At 45.3% G+C, this 19,604-nt stretch carries 11 protein-coding genes and 1 pseudogene; 2 read left to right on the top strand and 10 right to left on the bottom strand.

Annotated features, from left to right (window positions below):
* Nucleotides 1–35: 35 nt before the first annotated feature.
* From ST42_RS06160 to ST42_RS06145, 4 genes are all read right to left on the bottom strand, one after another.
* Nucleotides 36–3,761 carry a family 78 glycoside hydrolase catalytic domain gene (locus tag ST42_RS06160; protein ID WP_455430377.1) on the bottom strand — a complete coding sequence of 1,242 codons (3,726 nt, stop codon included), beginning with the start codon at nucleotides 3,759–3,761 and terminating at the stop codon, nucleotides 36–38.
* Between the two features lie 391 nt (nucleotides 3,762–4,152).
* The gene (locus ST42_RS06155) at nucleotides 4,153–5,505 is read right to left on the bottom strand and encodes an ATP-binding protein (protein ID WP_022316114.1); all 1,353 of its coding nucleotides are present in this window, start codon (nucleotides 5,503–5,505) and stop codon (nucleotides 4,153–4,155) included.
* 410 nt (nucleotides 5,506–5,915) lie between these two features.
* Nucleotides 5,916–7,355 carry a glycoside hydrolase family 140 protein gene (locus ST42_RS06150; protein WP_052488259.1) on the bottom strand — a complete coding sequence of 480 codons (1,440 nt, stop codon included), beginning with the start codon at nucleotides 7,353–7,355 and terminating at the stop codon, nucleotides 5,916–5,918.
* 37 nt (nucleotides 7,356–7,392) lie between these two features.
* Entirely contained in the window at nucleotides 7,393–9,864 is a 2,472-nt protein-coding gene (locus ST42_RS06145; protein WP_044072871.1) for a glycoside hydrolase family 95 protein, read from the bottom strand.
* 514 nt (nucleotides 9,865–10,378) lie between these two features.
* On the opposite strand from ST42_RS06145, the gene ST42_RS06140 reads away from it, so the two are divergent.
* A complete protein-coding gene (locus ST42_RS06140; protein WP_044072869.1) occupies nucleotides 10,379–11,713 on the top strand; it encodes an ATP-binding protein in 1,335 nt (444 codons plus the stop codon).
* A 488-nt stretch (nucleotides 11,714–12,201) separates the two neighbouring features.
* Here the strand turns inward: ST42_RS06140 and ST42_RS06135 are convergent, their stop codons facing one another.
* The 6 genes from ST42_RS06135 to ST42_RS06115 all read right to left on the bottom strand — a co-directional run bounded on the left by ST42_RS06135 (nucleotide 12,202) and on the right by ST42_RS06115 (nucleotide 19,394).
* Nucleotides 12,202–13,776 (bottom strand): ATP-binding protein, encoded by a 1,575-nt coding sequence (locus tag ST42_RS06135; protein WP_044072868.1) that lies wholly within the window; start codon nucleotides 13,774–13,776, stop codon nucleotides 12,202–12,204.
* Nucleotides 13,777–13,969: 193 nt separating this feature from the next.
* Complete coding sequence (locus tag ST42_RS06130; protein WP_156139310.1) at nucleotides 13,970–14,476, bottom strand: hypothetical protein; 507 nt, start codon at nucleotides 14,474–14,476, stop codon at nucleotides 13,970–13,972.
* Nucleotides 14,477–14,808: 332 nt separating this feature from the next.
* Complete coding sequence (locus tag ST42_RS06125; RefSeq protein WP_044072867.1) at nucleotides 14,809–15,264, bottom strand: hypothetical protein; 456 nt, start codon at nucleotides 15,262–15,264, stop codon at nucleotides 14,809–14,811.
* A gap of 37 nt (nucleotides 15,265–15,301) precedes the next feature.
* Nucleotides 15,302–15,712, bottom strand: coding sequence for a hypothetical protein (locus ST42_RS06120; RefSeq protein ID WP_044072866.1), 411 nt, complete (start codon nucleotides 15,710–15,712; stop codon nucleotides 15,302–15,304).
* A gap of 13 nt (nucleotides 15,713–15,725) precedes the next feature.
* A complete protein-coding gene (locus tag ST42_RS13520; RefSeq protein WP_082028597.1) occupies nucleotides 15,726–16,385 on the bottom strand; it encodes an HIRAN domain-containing protein in 660 nt (219 codons plus the stop codon).
* An 18-nt stretch (nucleotides 16,386–16,403) separates the two neighbouring features.
* A complete protein-coding gene (locus tag ST42_RS06115) occupies nucleotides 16,404–19,394 on the bottom strand; it encodes a 3'-5' exonuclease (RefSeq protein WP_044072865.1) in 2,991 nt (996 codons plus the stop codon).
* Nucleotides 19,395–19,427: 33 nt separating this feature from the next.
* Here ST42_RS06115 and ST42_RS13810 point away from each other — a divergent pair.
* A pseudogene (locus ST42_RS13810) lies at nucleotides 19,428–19,604 on the top strand (IS982 family transposase); the annotation flags it as partial.

Genomic DNA, 19,604 nt, shown 5'->3' with positions numbered 1-19,604 from the left:
ATTTGACCTGTTTACTTTTCAACTTTTCTATTCGTTTACTTGTCAGTCCTCACCTCCACATGTTTTATCCTCTGTCTGCGCCATGTGTAGATGCAGTGGATATGTCCGTCGGAGGTCTGGATTATCGAGGGATATGAATACTGGCTGATTGGCGAGTCTTCGAGCGTCATCCAATGTTGCCAGCTTTCGCCGTCGCTGCTTGTCATCAGCGAGAGCGGAGTGCGCAGTCCCTTGCCATTCTTTATTCCGTTGGGAATAGGCTTGTCGTTGCAGATGAGCACGTGGTTGCCGTCGGAAAGCGTCACGGCATCAAGTCCGCTGTTGTTGTTTGGCGTGTCGATGAGTTTGAGCTTCGACCATGTCTTGCCGTTGTCCTCGCTGTATGTTATGCCTATATGTTCGCTGCGTGTGCGTGCCAGAGCCGCCAGCCTGCCGTCTTTCAGCAAGATGATGCTCGGCTGTATGGCGAGGTCCTTCAGTTTCTTCTTTCCCTCAATGGTGATACTGTCAGCTTCTACGTAGTCCGTGCGCTGCCATGTCTTTCCCATGTCGTCGGAGTATTCGAAGTATAGTCTCCATCCGTTGCTCTCTATGCTTGACGGAGCAATCAGTCTGCCGCGGCTCATCACCGGCTTGTTCTTCACCGGTCCGAGAAAGTCTTTCTGCAGCGGTTCACGCTTCGACCACGTCTTTCCGCCGTCTTTCGATCTCACCATCCATCCGGACCAGTCGCTCACTTTGCTGCCGATCTTGAAATATATCACGAGGTCGCCTTGTGGAATCTGGTATACCACCGGGTTCCAGCATGCCTTACGCAGTGTGTCGTTGATGATGCCGTCTGCCACCATCTGTGGCTTTGTCCATTCCTTGCTGCCTTTCACCTTGCGGCTTACCCATATACAGACGTCGGGATTGCGCTCCTTTGTTCCTCCGAAGTAGGTTGCCACGAGGTCACCCTTTGTCGTCTCTGCGATGGTAGCCGAATGGCATTCCGGGAATGTAGCCTTGGTGTAGAGAAATTCGTCAGTCACGATACTGCTGTCTCTCATTGGCAGTTTCTCGGTGAACGAGTATTTTCCCGATCCCGTTTCCCTTGTCGTGCCGTCGGGCATGTGTAGTGTCGCAGTGGTGTTGGCAGGAATTTCCACTTGCCAGTGCAGCATTCCGTTCTTCTTTTTCCATTTGCTCTGGATGTTGCCGTAGATGCTCTTGTACGACGTGCTGATGTCGTCGATTTCGTCAACGCTGAAGTCCGGTTTCAGTATGATATGCTTGTAGCCCGGATTGTCGGGGTCGCTGTTTATTCCTCCGAGGTCTTGGTATATCCACGACACGAGGTCGCCGAGCAGCATCACATGGTTTCCGCTGTTCATCTTCGGACTTGCCGTGTTGCCGTTCCATAGCTCCCAAGTCGTTGTCGCGCCGTTTTCTGCCATGTATCCCCAACTCGGGTATGCCTTGTTTGTGGCGAGCAGCCATGCCACGTCTGTGCGTCCCATGTCGCTGAGCGTATGCATTATCCATTGCACTCCGATGACGCCACACGGTATCCTGCCCTTGTTCAGGGTAATGATGTTTTTCAGGATGTTCTTCTCCACCTCAGTCTTCACATACGGGTCGTCGGTCATTCCGAAAGCGAGCGGCAGCAGGTTGGCTGTGCAGGTGTTGTTGCCGTAGAATGTGCTGTCGGGATACAGCAGTCCGCCGTAAGCCTCATGGGTGTCTTTCTTTATAGTAAGGAATTTTCTGTTGAAAGCCGTCTTCACCTCTTCCGCCTTCTTGGCGAAAGCCTGTGCATCGTCGCTTTTGCCCAGGATGCCGGCAAAGCGTTCCATCATCCTGTTCAGCTTATAGTAGTATGCTGTGGCTATGAGGGTTCCGTCGGTGGTACGGTTTGGGTCTTTGCTGTGTATCATCTTGATGTCTTCTGGCGGTACACACCAGTCGCCGTATTTGTCGCGAGGCATCAGTCCGTCTTTCTCATATTGGTAGCCCATATGGGTTATCCATTTTTTTGCGGCTGGATAATATCTGCTGATAGCCGACAGGTCGCCGAACTGGTCATACTGCATCTCCATGGAGAAAGGCAGTGCTGCCGGCCATGTGATGTTGTCGGAGTAGTAGTTCCAGTATGCCGGTGCCACATCGGGTATGCATCCGTCTTCTCGCTGGGCTTCAGTGATGTCGCGGTCCCATTTGTTGTAGAGCAGGTTGTTGTCGAAGATAAACGATTCTCCCAGACAGCCCCTTGTCCTGTCGCCGAGCCACGGCTGCCTCTCGTCGCGCTGCGGACAGTCAACGGGCATTCCCTTGTAGTTGGCGAGTATTCCCCATTCCGCATTGTGGTAAACCTTGTTGAGAATGGTGTCTGAACAGGTGAACGTACCGGTCTTTTCCATCTCGTCGCTCACCACCTCACCTATGAAATCCTCCTTCTTCGGACTTTTCAGTCCGGTAATCTCAGCATAGCGGAACCCATGGTATACGAATGTCGGGTTCCACCATTTGCCCTTCTCCGTGCCGTCAGCCACGTAGCAGTCCGTCGTCAGCGCATGGCGCAGGTTCTCGCGGTAGAGTCTGCCGTCGGGAGTCAGTGTTTCGGCAAAGCGTATCTTTATGGAGTCGCCGCTTGCAGTATTCTCTACCCTCATCTTGAGCCATCCTGCGATATTCTGTCCGAGGTCTATTATCGCCGTGTCGCCATGCATGGTGATAGTCTGTGCCGGCATCTGCTTCATCACCTTCATGTTTGGACTCATAGCTCCGCGCAGCGTGCCGGTGGGGATAGCGGTGCGTTCGGCGTTCTCCCATTTTGAGTCGTCGTAGCCAGCCGTTGTCCATCCCTTGAACTCCTTTCGTGCGTCGTAAATCTCGCCGTCGTATTCGTTGTTGGAGCGTATTGCGCCGTCAGCGTTGAGCTTCCATTTCGTGTCGGTTGAAATGGTCTTCTTCGTGCCGTCGGCAAATTCTATGATTATGTTGGCGCGCAGCTTCGGGTATCCGAAGTTCGTTATCTTGTAAGGCTTCTTTTTCTGCTGCATGGTGTAGTATCGTCCGTTGCCCAGTGCCACGGCAATGGCATTTTCTGACTGCATCATGTCGGTAACGTCGAATGCGTTGTAAACCACCGTCTTGCGGTAGTCTGTCGGTGCCGGAGCCAATACCTGTTCGCCCACTTTCTTCCCGTTGATAAACGCCTCATACATTCCCAGTCCGCTGATGTATAGCGTAGCTTTCCTCACGGGTTTGTCCAGAGAGAATTCCCGTCTGAGATATCTCGACGACAGTTTGCTGTGCAGCTCCTCTTTGTCCCACGGTTTGGCGGCGTCGAAACCGATCCATTGTCCGCTCCAGTCGGATTCAGAAATCAGTCCCACATTCCACATCGCCACGTCGCTCCATTCAGAGTCGCCTTGTGTCGTCTCCACTTTCACTCGCCAGTAGCAGGTAGTGTTGCTGCGCACAGGTTTTCCGGCATATTCCACCCATTGCGACTGGTCGCTGTCAGCCGTGGTGTCCCACAGGTCGCCTATGCCTTTCAGAGCATTCTCTTCAGATGAAGCCACGATGATGTGGTAGCTTTTCTGCATCACGTCGCTCTTGTCTGCCGTGATTCGCCATCCCAGGCGAGGCGTTGTCGTGCCGATGCTCATAGGCGATACCATGCGTTCGGTCCTCAGGTCAACTACCTTTATCCCTGTCGCTTTCTTTCTCGCCGTAGTCTTCTTTCTTGTTGTCGTTTTTTGGCTTGCTGACATCATTTTGCTTGCCGATGCCATTTCTCTTGCTGTCGCTTCGCTGCCGATGACAAAGAGAGCCAAAGCCGCTGTCATTATAGTCTTATTCATAATCTTCTGTTGTTTCTGAGCAGTGAATATCTCATTACGTTTAAGACGTTGTGACGTGGCTTTTGTAACCGCCATCGCTTTAACCCAAAACGGTCATTAGGCCGTTCAAAGGTAGTATTTTATAACTGCTTGCAGTCTTTTGTCTTTTATAAGGCGTCTTTTGCTTGTTTTTAATTCGCAATAGCTTGCTATTACTCATTAAAAGCCAAACAAAATCCATCCTTCTAAAAAGACAAAATCCAGGCAAGCCCTAATGACCGATTTGGGTTTACGGTTGAGGCATCAGGTTGAACCTCAAAGCTAATTACCGATTTGGGTTGAATGACAGCTGATTGAGAAAAGTGTGTAGCTGTCCGGCATAATATATCGGGATATTGTATAGAGTGAACGTGTCGCCAGACGATTTGGATATATTGTCTGACGACATATTGCCGTTCCATAAGCGTAGAGCCACTCCCTCTTTTGATTCGTTCATGAACAGATGTAGCGACCGGAGTTTGGAATTGTTTCCCGTCTTTACTTCTATCGGCAGGAGATGTGACTTGTAGCGCAATAGGAAATCCACCTCTGCCTGTGAGTTCCTTGCTTCACGTACCCAGAATATACGCTTCTCACCAAATATGAATGAAGCCCCGAGCAGTTCCTGTGCAACTATATGTTCGGCAATGTCGCCGTTCCATAGTTCATCGGTATCGGTTGAAAACAGCAGATCATCTTGCATGCCGGCAACATAATTGACAAGTCCGGTGTCGAGCCATAGGAGTTTGGGACTTTTTTTCGTGTCCGGCAATATCGGGAACGATGCGGATGTCTGAGGATATGCCAGCTCGAGGAGTAATGTCTTTTCCAATATTCTGAAAGCATTGCTCACGTCGGTAGACTTAAATGAAGAATTTGAAAACTTGGCGAACTGTATTCTATGTCCGGCAAATCCCCATCCATAGTTTAGAATATAGCGTATGGTGTCTTGTTCCTTAGGCTTGTCGGCATATTTCTCCACATCATCCCGATACCCGGAGAGCAACGAATTGAATACTCCGTTGAGTCTCACGAAATCTTTGTGCTTGGCATAGTTGGCTACAGCCTCAGGCAATCCGCCTACAATCATATATTTCTTGAACAGATCAAGGGTATATTCATGCATGGATTGTGGCACAGAGATGTTACTTACCTGTTCTGCAAGGGTATTGTAGCCTGTAGCTGTCAGAAATTCCACAAAGGTGCATGGGTGCAGGGCCATATATTCAACTCTACCTACCGGAAAGGAGATGTGTCTTCCCATCAGACTCTCGAGCAACGATCCTGCAGCAATGACATAAAGGTCTGGTCGCTTCTCATAGAAATAGCGAAGTGACTGCACGGCATTTGGTTCGTTCTGTATTTCATCGATGAAAATAAGTGTGCGTCCACTGTTTGCTGTTGTTTTCGCTTTGAAGAAAATGCCAGACAGCAAATCTTCGAAGGAACTGTAGTTTGCAAACAAATTTGCGTTTTCCTTTTCTTCAAGATTTATGTATATGTAATATTCGAAATCTTTTGCAAAAAGATCTACAAGGGTAGTTTTTCCTACTTGTCGAGCTCCACGCAATACAAGAGGTTTCCTCTCTTCTTTTTCCGCCCATTGACGAAGGTAGTTGATGGCAATTCTTGTGAACATGTCTGAATCGTTAAAATCTGATTTTTGCGAAAACTGTAGTTTGCTTGTATTGAATAGTGTGTCTAAACTGCAGTCTTATCATGCACAAAGGTACGATATTTTTTTCAAATCCAAACCAAAAAACGGGTGGTTTTTAATCAAATCCAAACCAAAAACGATTAAAAAACGATACAAATCCAAACCAACATTCGGAGGAAACTGATACAAATCCAAACCAACTTCAACAGGAATGTGGCGCAAATCCAAACCAAATGGCTTGTAAGAAAAAGAAATAAATCCAAATCATTATGATGAATTTGAGTCTCAAAGAATCATTATCATAATGGTTTGGATTTATTATGTTGTCAGTTTACGGGTAGACCGGTTTATGGATAGACCAGTTTACAAGTAAACGAACAGGCAGGGGAGGCTTACCATTTTTCTTCTAATTCCGTCTGAGAGGTAGAGAGGTAGTTCTTGTCGGCATCTGTTACGATGAGCACCCTGTCGCTGCCGCGCAGATAAGCACCGTCGTAGGTGAAGTCGGTTACTTTATTGTCCATTTCGCCAACAAACGACAGTTTGCCGTTCTGAGGATTCATCCACCATGCATGTTTCTTGTTGCCGCTGATTTTGGTGAGGTCTATAGACATCGGCTTGCCGCTGTAGTTGTATACCAGCATAAAGTCGCTGCCGCGCAGAGCGATGACACGGTCGTAGCGTTCGCCGTTCTGACCGGCGATTACACTCTGGTCGCTCTCCGCTTCAGTGAACGGGAAGGCGAGCATAAGCCATTTCAGGTATCTCATCTGTTTGTAGCCAGGGTCGTTCATGGCTTCCCACCATGGCTTTTCGGCTCCGAACGAGGCGAGCACTCCTGGACGCATGAACTGCATCACGGAGTTATGGCCGTAGGTATGTCCGAAACATCCGGCGAATACCGCCCAGTAGGCATAGCGGCGCACGTCGTAGTCCTGCCAGCGAGGAGCTGAGAAATCGTGCAGTCCCTGCGGAATGTCCTCATACGAAGGTTCACCGTCGATTACAGGTTTCAGTGGCTTCTTCTCAAAGCTCATGTCCACATAGCGCCAGTTGTCCTCCTCGGTATTGTCCTTTATGGTGTAGTCGCCGTCACCATTGCGCTGTCCGTAGCGGCGGTGACCGCTCTGAAACATGTTGAAGTCCATCCACTCGCGGTCGTTAAACCATCTTGCCGACGTGGTTCTGCCTCTTGGGTGGAAAGTCATGATATGGCGGTTGTCGTATTTCTTTATGGCACGGGCCAGAGCGTCCCACACTTCAGGCGACTTGTCGCCGAGAATGTCTCCGCCTATCATCCAGATGATGTTCGGCTTGTCCTTGTATCTCTCACCCAGGAACTTGCCGTAGGCAGCAGCCTTCTTCACGTCCATCTGGCCGATCATAGACCCCCAGATGCAGTCCATGGCGATATATATTCCGTTGTCGGCAGCGCGGTCTATGATGTAGTCCAGGTGTTCCCAGTATCCGTAGACACCCGGCTTTGACACCTTGCTGAAGTCGAACTCCTTGTTGTTGGCCTGCTGACCATAAACGTTGAAGGTTGGAATGGCGTTGAGCACCTGTATCTGCTCCACGTTGTAGCCCAGTTCGCGCTCTTTGGCGAGGAAATATTCAGCCTCGTCGCGGTTCAGCCTTTCCGGCAGCAGCCATGCGGTGTTGCCGAGCCAGAAAAACGGTGTGCCGTTCTCGTGTATGAGATAGCGCTGGTTTGCCGATACTTTCAGTTTGCCGTTAGACCATGGTTTGTATATGGTCTTCTTGGCAGCGTTTGCCATTGTCGTGGCGAGCAGCATGAAGGCTGCGATGAATAGAGATTTCTTTATTGTCATATTGTATTCGTTATTTTTCTTATATAATAAGAGGTTGTCAGTTTTTCGCCTTCAGTTCTATCGTCTGTCCCTTCTTGGTCGGTATGTCATAGACGTAAGACTTTCTGAGTTCTGGCATCTTCTCGATCTTTTCGGGATGGTTGATCTGCTGCTTCACGTTTGTCGGTGTGGCGAAGAGTGGGTTGGGATTCTTGCCTTTGGCAGTCCGGAGTCCCTTGCCTGTGAGCGGTACGGCAGACCGTATGCGTAGGTTGCCGCCGTTTTCCGACTTTATCACAGCTTTCACGATGTTGTTCTCCTTCCATGTCATGCTCACCTCAAAACCGCCGCGTGCTTTCAGTCCGCTTACCGTTCCCTCCTTCCATGCGTCGGGCAGGGCAGGGAGCAGATATATGAAACCGTCGTGGCTCTGCATCAGCATCTCGGCGATGCCGGCGGCGCATCCGAAGTTTCCGTCTATCTGGAATGGCGGATGGGCGTCGAAAAGATTGGCATAGGTACCGCCTTTCTTCTTCTCGTTGCGCACCAGGGTTAGTTGGTCGCCGATGAGCTTCAGGGCATGGTTGCCGTCGAGGAGTCTCGACCACAGACACACCTTCCATCCCATGCTCCATCCCGTAGAGGGGTCGCCGCGATGAATCAGCGATGTGCGAGCTGCCGAAGCCAGTTCCGGTGTGCGGAACGGCGAAATCAGATTGCTTGGATACAGACCGTAGAGATGCGACACGTGGCGGTGTATGTCGTCGGGATTGTCCCAGTCGTCTTTCCATTCCTGCAACTGTCCCCAGCGTCCGGTCTGCAGAGGCAGCAGTCCGTCGAGCTTCTCCTGCAGACTGTCTGTGAATGCCTTGTCACCCTTGGCTCCGAGAATCCTCGATGCCTCTATCACATGGCTGAAGAGGTCGGTCAGCAGTTCGTTGTCCATCGTCACTCCGGCCGCCGTGGTGGCCTTGTGGAGATGCGGGTTCTCTGGCGACAGCGACGGACATATCATCCAGTTCCTGCCCGATGGATTTTTCACCATTATCTGGTTGAGGAATCGTGCCGCACCGCACATTATCGGATACACGCTGCTCAGGAAGCCCTTGTCGCCGGTATATAGATAGTGTTCCCACAGATGCTGGCTCATCCATGCCCCTCCCGTTGGCCATAGTCCAGAGGGAGCCTTGTCGATGGCTCCTGTCACTCGCCATAGGTCCGTGTTGTGGTGGAGCACCCATCCGTCAGCGCCATACATTATGCGGGCAGCGTCGCGTCCCGTCTCGCTCACGTCCTTGATGAGCGAGAAGAGCGGCTGGTTCAGTTCCGTGAGATTCGCCACTTCAGCCGGCCAGTAGTTCATTTCCAGATTTATGTTGCAGGTATATTTGCTGTCCCACGACGGCATCATCTTGTCGTTCCACAGTCCTTGAAGCGTTGGCGGCTGTGTGCCGGGTTGCGATGTGGAGATGAGCAGGTAGCGTCCGAACTGGAAGTATGTCTCTACAAGGTGTTCGTCGTTGTGACTCTTGAAATTCTGTATTCTCCAGTCCGTTGTCTTGTCGGCAAACTTGTCGTTGCCCAGGTTGAGGCTCACGCGGTCAAACTGCTCCTTGTATAGTGCCACGTGCTCCTTTTTCAGTCTGTCGAAACCACTGTCGAGAGCTCTTCTCAGAGTGCTCTCCGAGAGTAGCGTGTCGTTTCCGCTGATATCGTTGTATTTCTTGAAGTTTGTGGCGATGGTGAGGAATATGGTGGCTTCGTCAGCATCCTTTATCTGCAGCACACCGTCTTTGCTTCTGATTGTTCCACCCTTTAGCTGCGCCGTGGCGCGTCCGGTGAACTGCACCTTTCCCTTCAGTCCCTCGTGCCATCCGCTGATGCCGCTGAGCACAATCTCGTCGCCTTCCGACCTCACGCTGACGTCCTGCTGTGGCGATGTCATCTGGGCATTGCATGTTATCATTCCCTTCTTGCTGGCAGAGAGCTTCACCATTATCACGTTGCCGCTCAGCGACGATATGTATTCGCGGCGGTATGTCACGCCATTGGCCTTGAACTGAGTCACTGCCCTTGCCGAGTCGAGACTCAGTTCGCGGCGGTAGTCAGAATACTCTTCCAGTCCGGGAAAACTTACATACAGGTCGCCGAAGGGCTGGTATGGCATTCCGGAGTTCGTCTTTGCCATGACATGAGCCGTAGCCATGTCTTGCGCCTCCTTGTATTTGCCCTGCCACACCAGTTCTCTCACCCGGGGCAGGTATTCCCGAGCCTCCGGGTTGGCGTTGTTGTTGGGGCGTCCTGCCCAGATAGTCTCTTCGTTGAGTTGCAGACGGTCGGTGGCAGGAGTGCCGTAGACCATCGCTCCCAACCGGCTGTTGCCCAAAGGCAATGCTTCCGTCCACATTGCTGCAGGCTTGTCATACCACAGTATGTGGCAGTTTCCGGTCTTTGTATCGTTGCCTTTTGCGAGTGTCGTCGTGGCGGCAAGAGTCAAGACCGCGGCTGATAGTATTATTGCTTTTTTCATCTCTTCTGGTTGGTGTGATTTCTTTTTTGTCTATGTTGCTTGTTTCCGGTTATGAAGACATTATGATAATGTCAGGATAATCCATGTCTTTAATTTGACGTCGCTTCACCGCTTTTGTACCTATCGGTCTGCATCCGAGGGTAGGGATAACCATGACAAACATCCCCCAAAATGGAAATTCTGAAAATTCTTCATAAACCGTCAGATCGTCAGGTTTTTGCTGTAACGCATTTATATATTGGCTGTTGGCGACCAGATGGTTGTTTTCGATTGTCTGGATGGTTCGTTGTCATAAGCTGACATAGAGCGCTCCACATCTTCGGCAACGCCACATTCCTGACAGCCACAATGTAGTAAAAGGTAAATAGTCCATCTCCCATTTCTCACGTCTTTGCCCCTGATTTGAAACAAAAATAGAGGTGTTTTGCCCATGATTTAAAACAAAAAATATTCTTGTTGCCCCTGATTTGAAACAAAAAAGTTGTATCTTTGCCCATGATTTGAGACAAAAGATATGTTTAAGCGCAAGATATTAAGCAAATTAGAAGCATGGAAGCGAGATGAAAGGCATAAACCACTCATCTTGAGAGGAGCCAGACAAGTAGGCAAGACAACAGTTGTCAACGAATTTGGTTCCCAGTTCGACAACTACCTATACTTCAACCTGGAAATGAATGAGAGCGTCAGATTGTTCGAGATGGATATTCCTTTGAATGATTTGGTCAATATGCTGTTTGCCAGTTTAGGCAAATCGCAACGAGAAGGCAGCACGCTCATTTTCATCGACGAGATACAGAATTCTCCAAAGACAATCGCTCTGCTCAGATATTTCTACGAGCAGAGACCTGACCTGTATGTCATAGCAGCAGGTAGCCTGTTGGAGAATCTTGTAGACGTAAATGTAAGTTTTCCTGTAGGAAGAGTAATGTATATGGCTTTGCGTCCTTGCTCCTTTTATGAGTTTTTGGGGGCCATCGGCAAAACCAATCTTCTTGCTGTTCTCTCACAGAAACCAGAATACACCGTTGCCTTTCATGAGCAACTCATTCACCAATTCAATCAATACACTATCATTGGCGGAATGCCAGAGGCTGTGCAGCGCTATGCAGAGACTCAAGACATCGTAGCCATAGAAGATGTGTACGAGACTTTGGTACAGGCCTACAAGGATGATTCTGAGAAATATGTCAGAGGCAATAAACTGACAGAAGTCGTGCGCTTCATATTATCGTATGGTTGGGGATTTTCGGGCGAGACCATCACCTTGGGCAATTTTGCCAACTCTGGCTATAAGTCACGAGAAGTTGGCGAAGCTTTTCGTCTCTTGGAGAAAACCATGATCCTGGAATTGGTTTATCCAGTATCTTCCACTCAGATGCCAATTATCCCTGAAACCAAGAGAATGCCCAAACTCATTTGGTTTGATACCGGTTTGGTAAACTATCAGGCAGGCATCAGAAAAGAAATCATAGGTTCAACGGATATGGTGGACAGCTGGCGGGGACATCTTGCCGAGCAAATCACGGCACAAGAGCTTCTGTCGATAGAAGACCGTGTTGGACAGCACCGCTCGTTTTGGGCCAGACCCAACAATGGCGCCGAGGTTGATTTCATTTTCACCCACAACTCCAGGCTCTACCCTATAGAAGTGAAGAGTGGTACCAATGCCCGTCTGCGTTCAATTCATGTTTTCATGGACAATTCTAATATAGACACAGCCATCCGTGTTTGGTCTAATCCATACTCTGTAGATAAAGTAAAGACACCAAATGGCAAGGAATACCGATTAATCAACCTGCCGTTCTATCTGATTGGCAATCTACATCAGGTGTTGGATGAAGTTTTATGAGTAATAGTGAGCTGTTGCGAATTAAAAGCAAACGAAAAACGCTCTTATAAAGAGCAAAAGACTGCAAGCAGTATATAAAAATACAATAAACTGGCTAATGACCGATTAGGGTTTAAGCGGTCGGATGTCTCGAAAGTACATATAGCAGGCTAATGAATATTTTGGGCACGGTTTGGGCACTGGTCGTGCCCACTTGGGGCAACGTGCTTGCCCCACATGGGCAACGTGCTTGCCCTACATGGGCACGGTGCTTGCCCCATTTGTGCACAATCCGTGTCCATTTCTTGATGTTTTGTTCTCCTTGCCTATATTTGGTGTTATGGTGTTCCGATGATGATTTACCAGTGATACTTTGATGATACTTCTATGATACTTTTCTGTAAAACATTCGGAAAAGTCTCATACGTCTAACCTGTTGGTTTAGTGGGCTTAAGGTGTCTGACAGAAGTCGGAAATGATACTTTGATACTTTTCTATCTAAAAAAACACTATACTTCTTTCCAGTCAGTCAATCCCTTTCCCTTGTCGTCCAGTTCTATGGCAAGAGCAGTCACCCGGCGTTTGTCAGCCTTGAAAGGTTCGACATATTGCTTGGCTCTGATCTGTTCGGTGGCAGCGTCAATGCCGCCGTTGTTGCTAAGTTTCAATTCAAGGACATAGATGATGTTGGTAGTTTCCACCACCATGTCAATTCTGCCCGTAGCAATCATCTTCTCCACTTCCACCCGGCAGCCGATGGCATTGAATATGGTGCTCAATATCAGGCGGTAGCGTTCCTCCATATCCATGCTTGCAAGTTTCTTATTGCTGTAGGGCACATCCGCAATGAGGGCCTTCAGGCATTTCATGGCTTCGGTGAGATTGCCAAGCTTTAGGGAATACAACAACATGCTTTGGGTTGTTATTACTTGTGCATTCGATTGCAACGTCAAGGCAGGCAAGACAATCTTGTATAGAGCCTTGCGGACTTCATAGTTGGGAATGCCGAGCAAATAAATGCCATCAAGATAATCCTTTATCGTAAGATATCCCGACTGATAGAGAAACAGTTCTGCTCCACCCCCTGTTACGTCAGAGGTCTCAAGGGTGTCGCGGTCTATCGGACAGTTCTCAAAATTTTTCAGTCTTATTTCCATATCATCAACAAACTTAGGAAGCAATGATGTTGCACCAGACGAAGCCCAATAGTTTCTCAACTTTGAATCAGCGAGAGAATTGATAAGACTAAACGGGTTGAAAACATCCACCATGTTGTCATGACTGAAATGGTAGCCATCATAATGAGCCGTCAACAGCGCTACAGCTTCATCGAAGGTGCAGCCCTCATATTCTGCCAGTTTGTTTATCTCGGGTCTGAAATCGCGCAGCATCTCGTCCTTGGTAATGCCGCAGAGGGCAGCATATTCTGGATCAAAACTGATGTTGCTCAGATTGTTGAGCACAGAGAAGAGCGAGATTTGAGTAAACTTGGTGATGCCTGTGATGAAGACAAACTTTTCGTATTTGTCGTCAGCTTTTAAGATAGCAAACACCTCCCTGTAGATGCTTGTGCATGCTTCGTGTTGAGGAGTTTTCCAGGAATGCTGCAATGGAGAGTCGTACTCATCGATGAGAATTGCCACTTGCTGTCCGGTCTGCTCATACGAACCAACTATTATGGCATTAAAGCGGTCGGCAAGACTGTCTGTTGGATTAGGAACCAATGAATATTCTTTTTCATATTGTCTGAAAATATTATTGAGATAAGAGCGCAAAGTGTCAGGTTCTGCTCCTGCACGGCTCATATCGAGACGGATGACAGGTCGCTTCACCCATTCCGTCTCCAGTTCCATGATCTTCAACCCCTCGAAGAGTTCCTTCTTTCCTGTGAAGTAGGCTTCGAGTGTATCTACAAGCACCGACTTGCCAAAGCGGCGTGGGCGGCTCAGGTAATTATACTTTTTCCCCCTGTTGGCAAGTTGCCAGATAATGTCTGTCTTGTCAACATAAAGGAATCCTTCCTTTCTTATTTCCTCAAAAGACTGGATGCCAACTGGCAATCGTCTGTTATTCGTCTCCATCATAGTTCCGGATTTTTTGTTTCCCCTTGCAATCTTTGCCGAGGTGCAACTAATCTTTTGCAAAGATAATGCAAACCGAGAGCAGAATATCAAGCTTGCTTGAATATTATGCCGAGGTGCAGCTTATCTTCTGCAAATATACAACAGTTTTCCCGATTTTCCATGCTTTTTGCTCCTTTCTTTGAGCATAATTATGCTATAATGTTTTTATATAGCAATAATTATTGCTTGTAACAATTCTAAGAATCGTGCTGCATGACTGCCATCCATATGAACATGATGAAAACTGGAAGGGAATGGGGAGCGTGGTACGGGAGAAGCCATGGCGATAACTCCCCCACATCAGCATGGGATTGCAAAACAAATCTGTGTATTGATTCACGATGCAATCAAGTTCTGTTCCTATCATCGCCGACGTTCTAACCACCATTGCATCCTCTAGAGAAGAAAATTTACCTTCAGCAGTAGCCTCAGAAGTCAGGCGAAGATAATCATTATTAAATTTCTGAATATCATCAGAATAAGGACTATCACAGGAGTTGATACCACCCTTCTTATTTTCCACGATTACGTTTATGGCGATAGAATTGTATTGCATCAATCGCCAGGAAGAGCCAAAGTCTTTTTCAGGAAGAATATAAACTCTCTGGTTCTCGATGCAGCACAGCCTATCGCCCAGCACAAAATCATATTGAATTTCCATTCCCTCTTCCTGCTTATTTTTTTTATTGTGGAGTTGCCGCATGTGTGATGCAAAAGCTTTATTTTCTCGTTTATTATTCTTCTGGTTCTTCTTTGTCCTTGGACTCGTAATTTTCGGCTTGGCTATCTTCCTGATGCTCGACAGTCACTACCACTGGACGAAGTAATCTAATGTTCCCAACATGCCTTGTGGGATTCATTTTGGGAACAACAAACCCACTGACAATCGGCATTTCTGCTGAAAATCAGTGGGTCTGCTTGTTTTGTTGTCAATCTTAATAAGATGAATATACTTAAACCGAGAGGTATCAACCATTCCTTACCTGTGTTTCATTATATGTAGAAATGTTCTGTAGAAAGAGGGTTAAAGAAACCTGATATTACAAGAAAAATATATGCAAAATCTTTTTCATCTTTTAATTCCAGTCTCAGATATGAATATTCAAATTGTTCAACATCTTTTTTGCAACAATCAATAGTGTCAAAGAATTGAGTATCTATGATATTTGTTGAAATAATCCTTTCCTGCAGATGTTTCTTTAATTCTGGTATCTTCACAGCTTTCTTCTCTTCGATGTTACCAGTGTCATAGATTTCCAAATATTCCCAGTTGAATACAAATGACAAACTATTTCCTTTGAAATCATGTTCAATAATCCCAGGACTTGGTGCACGAAATGCAGAAAGCTCGCATGATTTTACGAACAAACTAAATTCATTATTGATGTTGGCAAAAACCGTATAACAGTTTTCGCCTGATTCCATAGCATAATCTTTTGATGTACTCATTATTTATAGATTGAATAAAGACAATTTGAGAGATTATTTACTTTTTCCATTCATAACATACAGACATTATAGGATCATTGTCTTTTCCGATGTAGATTACTCTGGATTCGGTCTCATTTAGTTTCTCGTAAAAGAAATACTGCTGTCGAGCATCGTTCTGAAACTCCCATCGTTCATCAAAGCGAACAAGGCTATCTAAAAACTCGTTATCGTATGTTCTTGATATTTCAAGAAGCCACCCCTGTTGCCCCCATCCATCTTCAATGAGGTCTTTATCATTTATGTCTTGTTGAATCTTGTATTTTGGAAGAGTTAATCCACTACCTTTTACTATCTTTTCAGGTGTAAACTCGCTATATCTATGATGCGAACCACTGCATGCAATACATCCGTTAAGAAGTATTGCATACAGTGATAAAGCAACAATTCTGATTCGATACTTTTCCAATCTTAATTAACCCCTAAAGCATTAGTAATGCCGATAATACCACAACAATACCAACCATAATTCCCAAACATCCCGAATTGTTTGTATTCTGCGGTGTTGTTGATGAAGAAGGTCTTGGTGAAGAAGTCACAGGGGTTGCCTTTGGTTGACTAGCTCCAGATACAGTTGCTCTTGCTGTTGTTGAAGTTGGAGTTGACGATGGGGTTGAAGGTCTATTTGGTGTGAAAGTTGGACCTGCAGGTTTTGACGGTGTAGAAGCAGGTCCTGAAGGACGCGTTGGATTGAAAGTTGGACCTGAAGGTTTTGATGGCGTAAACGAAGGGCCTGAAGTTACAGGTTTTACCTCTTCTTTAGGAACTGAAGCCACCTCCATTATGTCTATTTCGCAGAAAGGTCTGTCATTCCAGATACCTACACCTGCAATTGATACATTAAATGTGACATTCTTGCGTAATTTAGGAGAGATTTCGGCTGCAATTTCTTTTGCAAGGAATCCAATCTGTTTCTTTTCTCCGTTCTTTAATACGCACACTTTTACTGCATTAGCATCATACTGATTAAATGGGTCTCTTTCAATGCACACCTTATCAGACTCAGTCATACCAGCAATAATTCTGGTTCTACTCGAGCCATCCTCGTTACTAAACGTAACACCTACTACTTTTGTTCTCATTTTTGAATATGATTTTAGTTAATTTACTGAAGGAATTATGCCATACTTAAGCATAAATTTATCTACATTCTCTAATAGCTCAATTTGACTACCAAGCCAACCTACTTGTTGTTTTAGAGCAAACTGATCTTTGATATTTGAAGGATTAAAGATTCTTTCTATGTGTGTATATCTTCTTTTTCTAATTCCATTCTCAGATATTCGCATTTCAGATGAACCAATCTCAATTAAATATCTACCGATGATGGATCTTACAGTAAAGCGATGGAGAATAGAACGAAGGTACGGAGTGAATTGTTGTGTTGAAGACCCCGATACAACTAAGCGTTTCATTGCTCTTGAAATAGCCACATAGAACAGTCTTTTATCTTCTTCCTGTTGTTCATATGTTACATGGGCGAAATGAGGGTATCTTTGATCAACAGCTCTCATAACAATTACATTTTCAAATTCAAGACCTTTTGATTTATGAACAGTAGAAACAAAAAGGTTTTCCTTAAAATGAGAACTTGAACAAAGATCAGCCTCTCGATATGTACTCATGTCCATAAGATGATTGTCAAAGTGTGCCTTTAATGCATTTGGCTCATCTTTTATAACATCTTCTTCTATGAATGAAAGTATCAGATCGAAGCTATCTACAATCTTGAATTCACAAATACGAGATAGAGATTCGCTTAATTCTTTCATTTCCCTTACTAAAGCCAAGGGGGCGCTATCATCACATAGCTCATAAAGTCTGGCCTTTGTGATGTCATAACATTCCTTATATCCGTTGAAAAGCTCTTCTATAATCTTTTGAACATCACGTCTTTGATAGAAATCACCTTGCTTAATCAAAAGATTGTCAGACTGAGCCCTGCAATATTTGGCAAGTTCATATGTTGCCATAATATCATCTTTTGCATTATGGCTGTTGGTTCCTTCTAATCCTAAACGCTCAATAAGATATGCAAGCTTATATCTTCTAAATCTAGGACAAATAAGATGTGCTAATTTTAATGTATCTAATATCGGTGTTTCAAACCAATCATATTTATTCCCACAATACCTTTTGAGATTGTATTTTAGGATATTGTAGTCATATTTCACATTATGTCCAAGCAAAACGGCATTTCCTATGTAGTTCATGAAGTCTTCAAGACCTTGCGTTCTTTCAACAACACGACCTTCTCTTTCTGCTTGTGCATAATCCTCTACCATTGGGTTCACTAATTTCCCTAGTTTTGCCGGAATACGGTTTTTATCTGTACGTAGATAAATTTCCTTAAATGAGCCTGGCACTTCTACACCATTTCTGATCTTTATGGCTGCTATTTGGATAATATCATCCGTAAAGACATCTACTCCTGTCGTTTCCGTATCAAAGAGTACAATCTCCTCATTATCAAAATAATATACAAATTCACCTAATGTTGAGCCATTATCTCTCAACAAGTCAGAAGGGCACATACCTATGCCTCTCATTTCGTCAATAATATGCCGACCTTGAGAGTATGTGTCAACAGCGAATGTTTGCTTTAAGATACGAGACCAAGCTATAAGGTTGAAGTCATTGTCAACTGCATTGAAATGAGCCATAAGGGTCTTCATGTGTACCATCTGAAAAGAATCCATACCTGATATTTTGAAATGAGGTATTTTATCTTTCTTTAATCGGTCACTGATTTCATTAGCATCGATATTCCAAGGAACAAGTAATGCTGTCCTTGCCTTTTTTATGCCTTCTTCAGTTTTAACTTCTTTTATCAGATATGGAAGAACATCATTATATACCCTATCTACCTCTTCTGATAAAGAACCGTAATCATGGATGCAAACATCATGGAATCCAGCCTCCATTTCATCTTTTGGCTCAGGAAGGAAGTCTTTATCTACATGTAATTCTTTTATTGCGTACTCATTGTACAGGTCTAATAAATACTTTGGAGACCTAAAGTTCTTATCAAGATGATAAATATGGTTTATGCATCTTTCTTTTAGCATATCAAGAGTGCTAAGAGAAGCACCCATGAACGAATATATAGCTTGCTGCTCATCTCCTAAATAGAGGACAACAAAATCTTTAGACTTGTCAGTAAACAAGTCAACCAGTGATATTTGGAATTTGGAGAGGTCTTGAATCTCATCTATCTGTACCCACTTATATCTTTTATAAGCATGTTCTATGTCATTTAGATACGCATCATAGGTTATAAGTAGAAGGTCATCGAAATCTATGAGACCATTCTTTTCCTTGTATGTTCCAAATTTTTCAGCAAGTGCGATTAACTTATCAACAGGATTAAGCCCGTTATAAGTTCTATAATCATATTTTATGGTTATGAATGCATCTTTTAGACTGCGTATAAAAGGATAATAGTCTTTGAATCCATCTAATTCAATGATTTCTCTATGCAACAAAGAATCATGCGGATGTTCGCCTTTAATCTGGTACATAAGGTGTTGCATATCCATAACTTTGTACCGAACGGCATTGATAACCTTTTTGGCAGTTTCAACCTTGACCTTACCTGTTGACCCAGAAGCATGCATATCGATTCCAAGCACATGATTTATAGTATACCAATCCATTGACACAAGAATACCATATGCTCCTTGTTCTTCTCGATAACCAATCAGTTTCTTGATGTCTGACTCCTCAATTTCACTTGTTAAAACCTCGTTGGTGTCATCTTCATCCATAACGGACGTTTCAGCGGAAACAACACTGTTTTCAAAAAGGAAATGAGAACAATAACGATGTACATTTCCAACAAATAATTCTGACGAGTCATCACCAAGACGTTTCTTGATACGGTCGTACATTCCTCGGGCTGCACGGTTGGTAAAGGTCAAACACAACATATCTGAAAGTTCTGCTTTACCGCTTTCATAAGCTATCGCTATTCTTTCAGCAAGAATATCCGTTTTGCCACAACCAGGACCTGCTAATACCATATTGTAGCCAGTATCAGCATGTATTACTTCAAGTTGCTTTGAGGTATATGTCTTTTCATTACTATCCATACCCGTTGGCGGAATTAATTTAAGTTGATAAATATGAGTAAAAGGTTGTATATATCGCTGATTTTTAGTAACTTAGTGGTGATCAAAACATTAAGTTCAAACCATCGTATGTACAACCTTTATACAAAATTCGTCAAAATACTTGAGATATGCAAGCAATTCTCTGAAAATCTCGTCAATGAATCGGGTAATGTTCCACGTCGTGGTCCT

The sequence above is a fragment of the Prevotella pectinovora genome (assembly GCF_000834015.1).
GTDB classification, from domain to species: domain Bacteria; phylum Bacteroidota; class Bacteroidia; order Bacteroidales; family Bacteroidaceae; genus Prevotella; species Prevotella pectinovora.
Note: the sequence above shows the minus strand (reverse complement) of the source record. Positions and strands in the feature narration are given on the sequence as shown.

Coding starts and splice junctions, on each gene's coding strand:
- ST42_RS06155 (WP_022316114.1), bottom strand. CDS start 5,505: ATGTTCACAAGAATTGCCATCAACTACCTTCGTCAATGGGCGGAAAAA.
- ST42_RS06140 (WP_044072869.1), top strand. CDS start 10,379: ATGTTTAAGCGCAAGATATTAAGCAAATTAGAAGCATGGAAGCGAGAT.
- ST42_RS06150 (WP_052488259.1), bottom strand. CDS start 7,355: ATGACAATAAAGAAATCTCTATTCATCGCAGCCTTCATGCTGCTCGCC.
- ST42_RS13520 (WP_082028597.1), bottom strand. CDS start 16,385: ATGAGAACAAAAGTAGTAGGTGTTACGTTTAGTAACGAGGATGGCTCG.
- ST42_RS06130 (WP_156139310.1), bottom strand. CDS start 14,476: ATGGAAATTCAATATGATTTTGTGCTGGGCGATAGGCTGTGCTGCATC.
- ST42_RS06145 (WP_044072871.1), bottom strand. CDS start 9,864: ATGAAAAAAGCAATAATACTATCAGCCGCGGTCTTGACTCTTGCCGCC.
- ST42_RS06125 (WP_044072867.1), bottom strand. CDS start 15,264: ATGAGTACATCAAAAGATTATGCTATGGAATCAGGCGAAAACTGTTAT.
- ST42_RS06115 (WP_044072865.1), bottom strand. CDS start 19,394: ATGGATAGTAATGAAAAGACATATACCTCAAAGCAACTTGAAGTAATA.
- ST42_RS06135 (WP_044072868.1), bottom strand. CDS start 13,776: ATGATGGAGACGAATAACAGACGATTGCCAGTTGGCATCCAGTCTTTT.
- ST42_RS06160 (WP_455430377.1), bottom strand. CDS start 3,761: ATGATGTCAGCAAGCCAAAAAACGACAACAAGAAAGAAGACTACGGCG.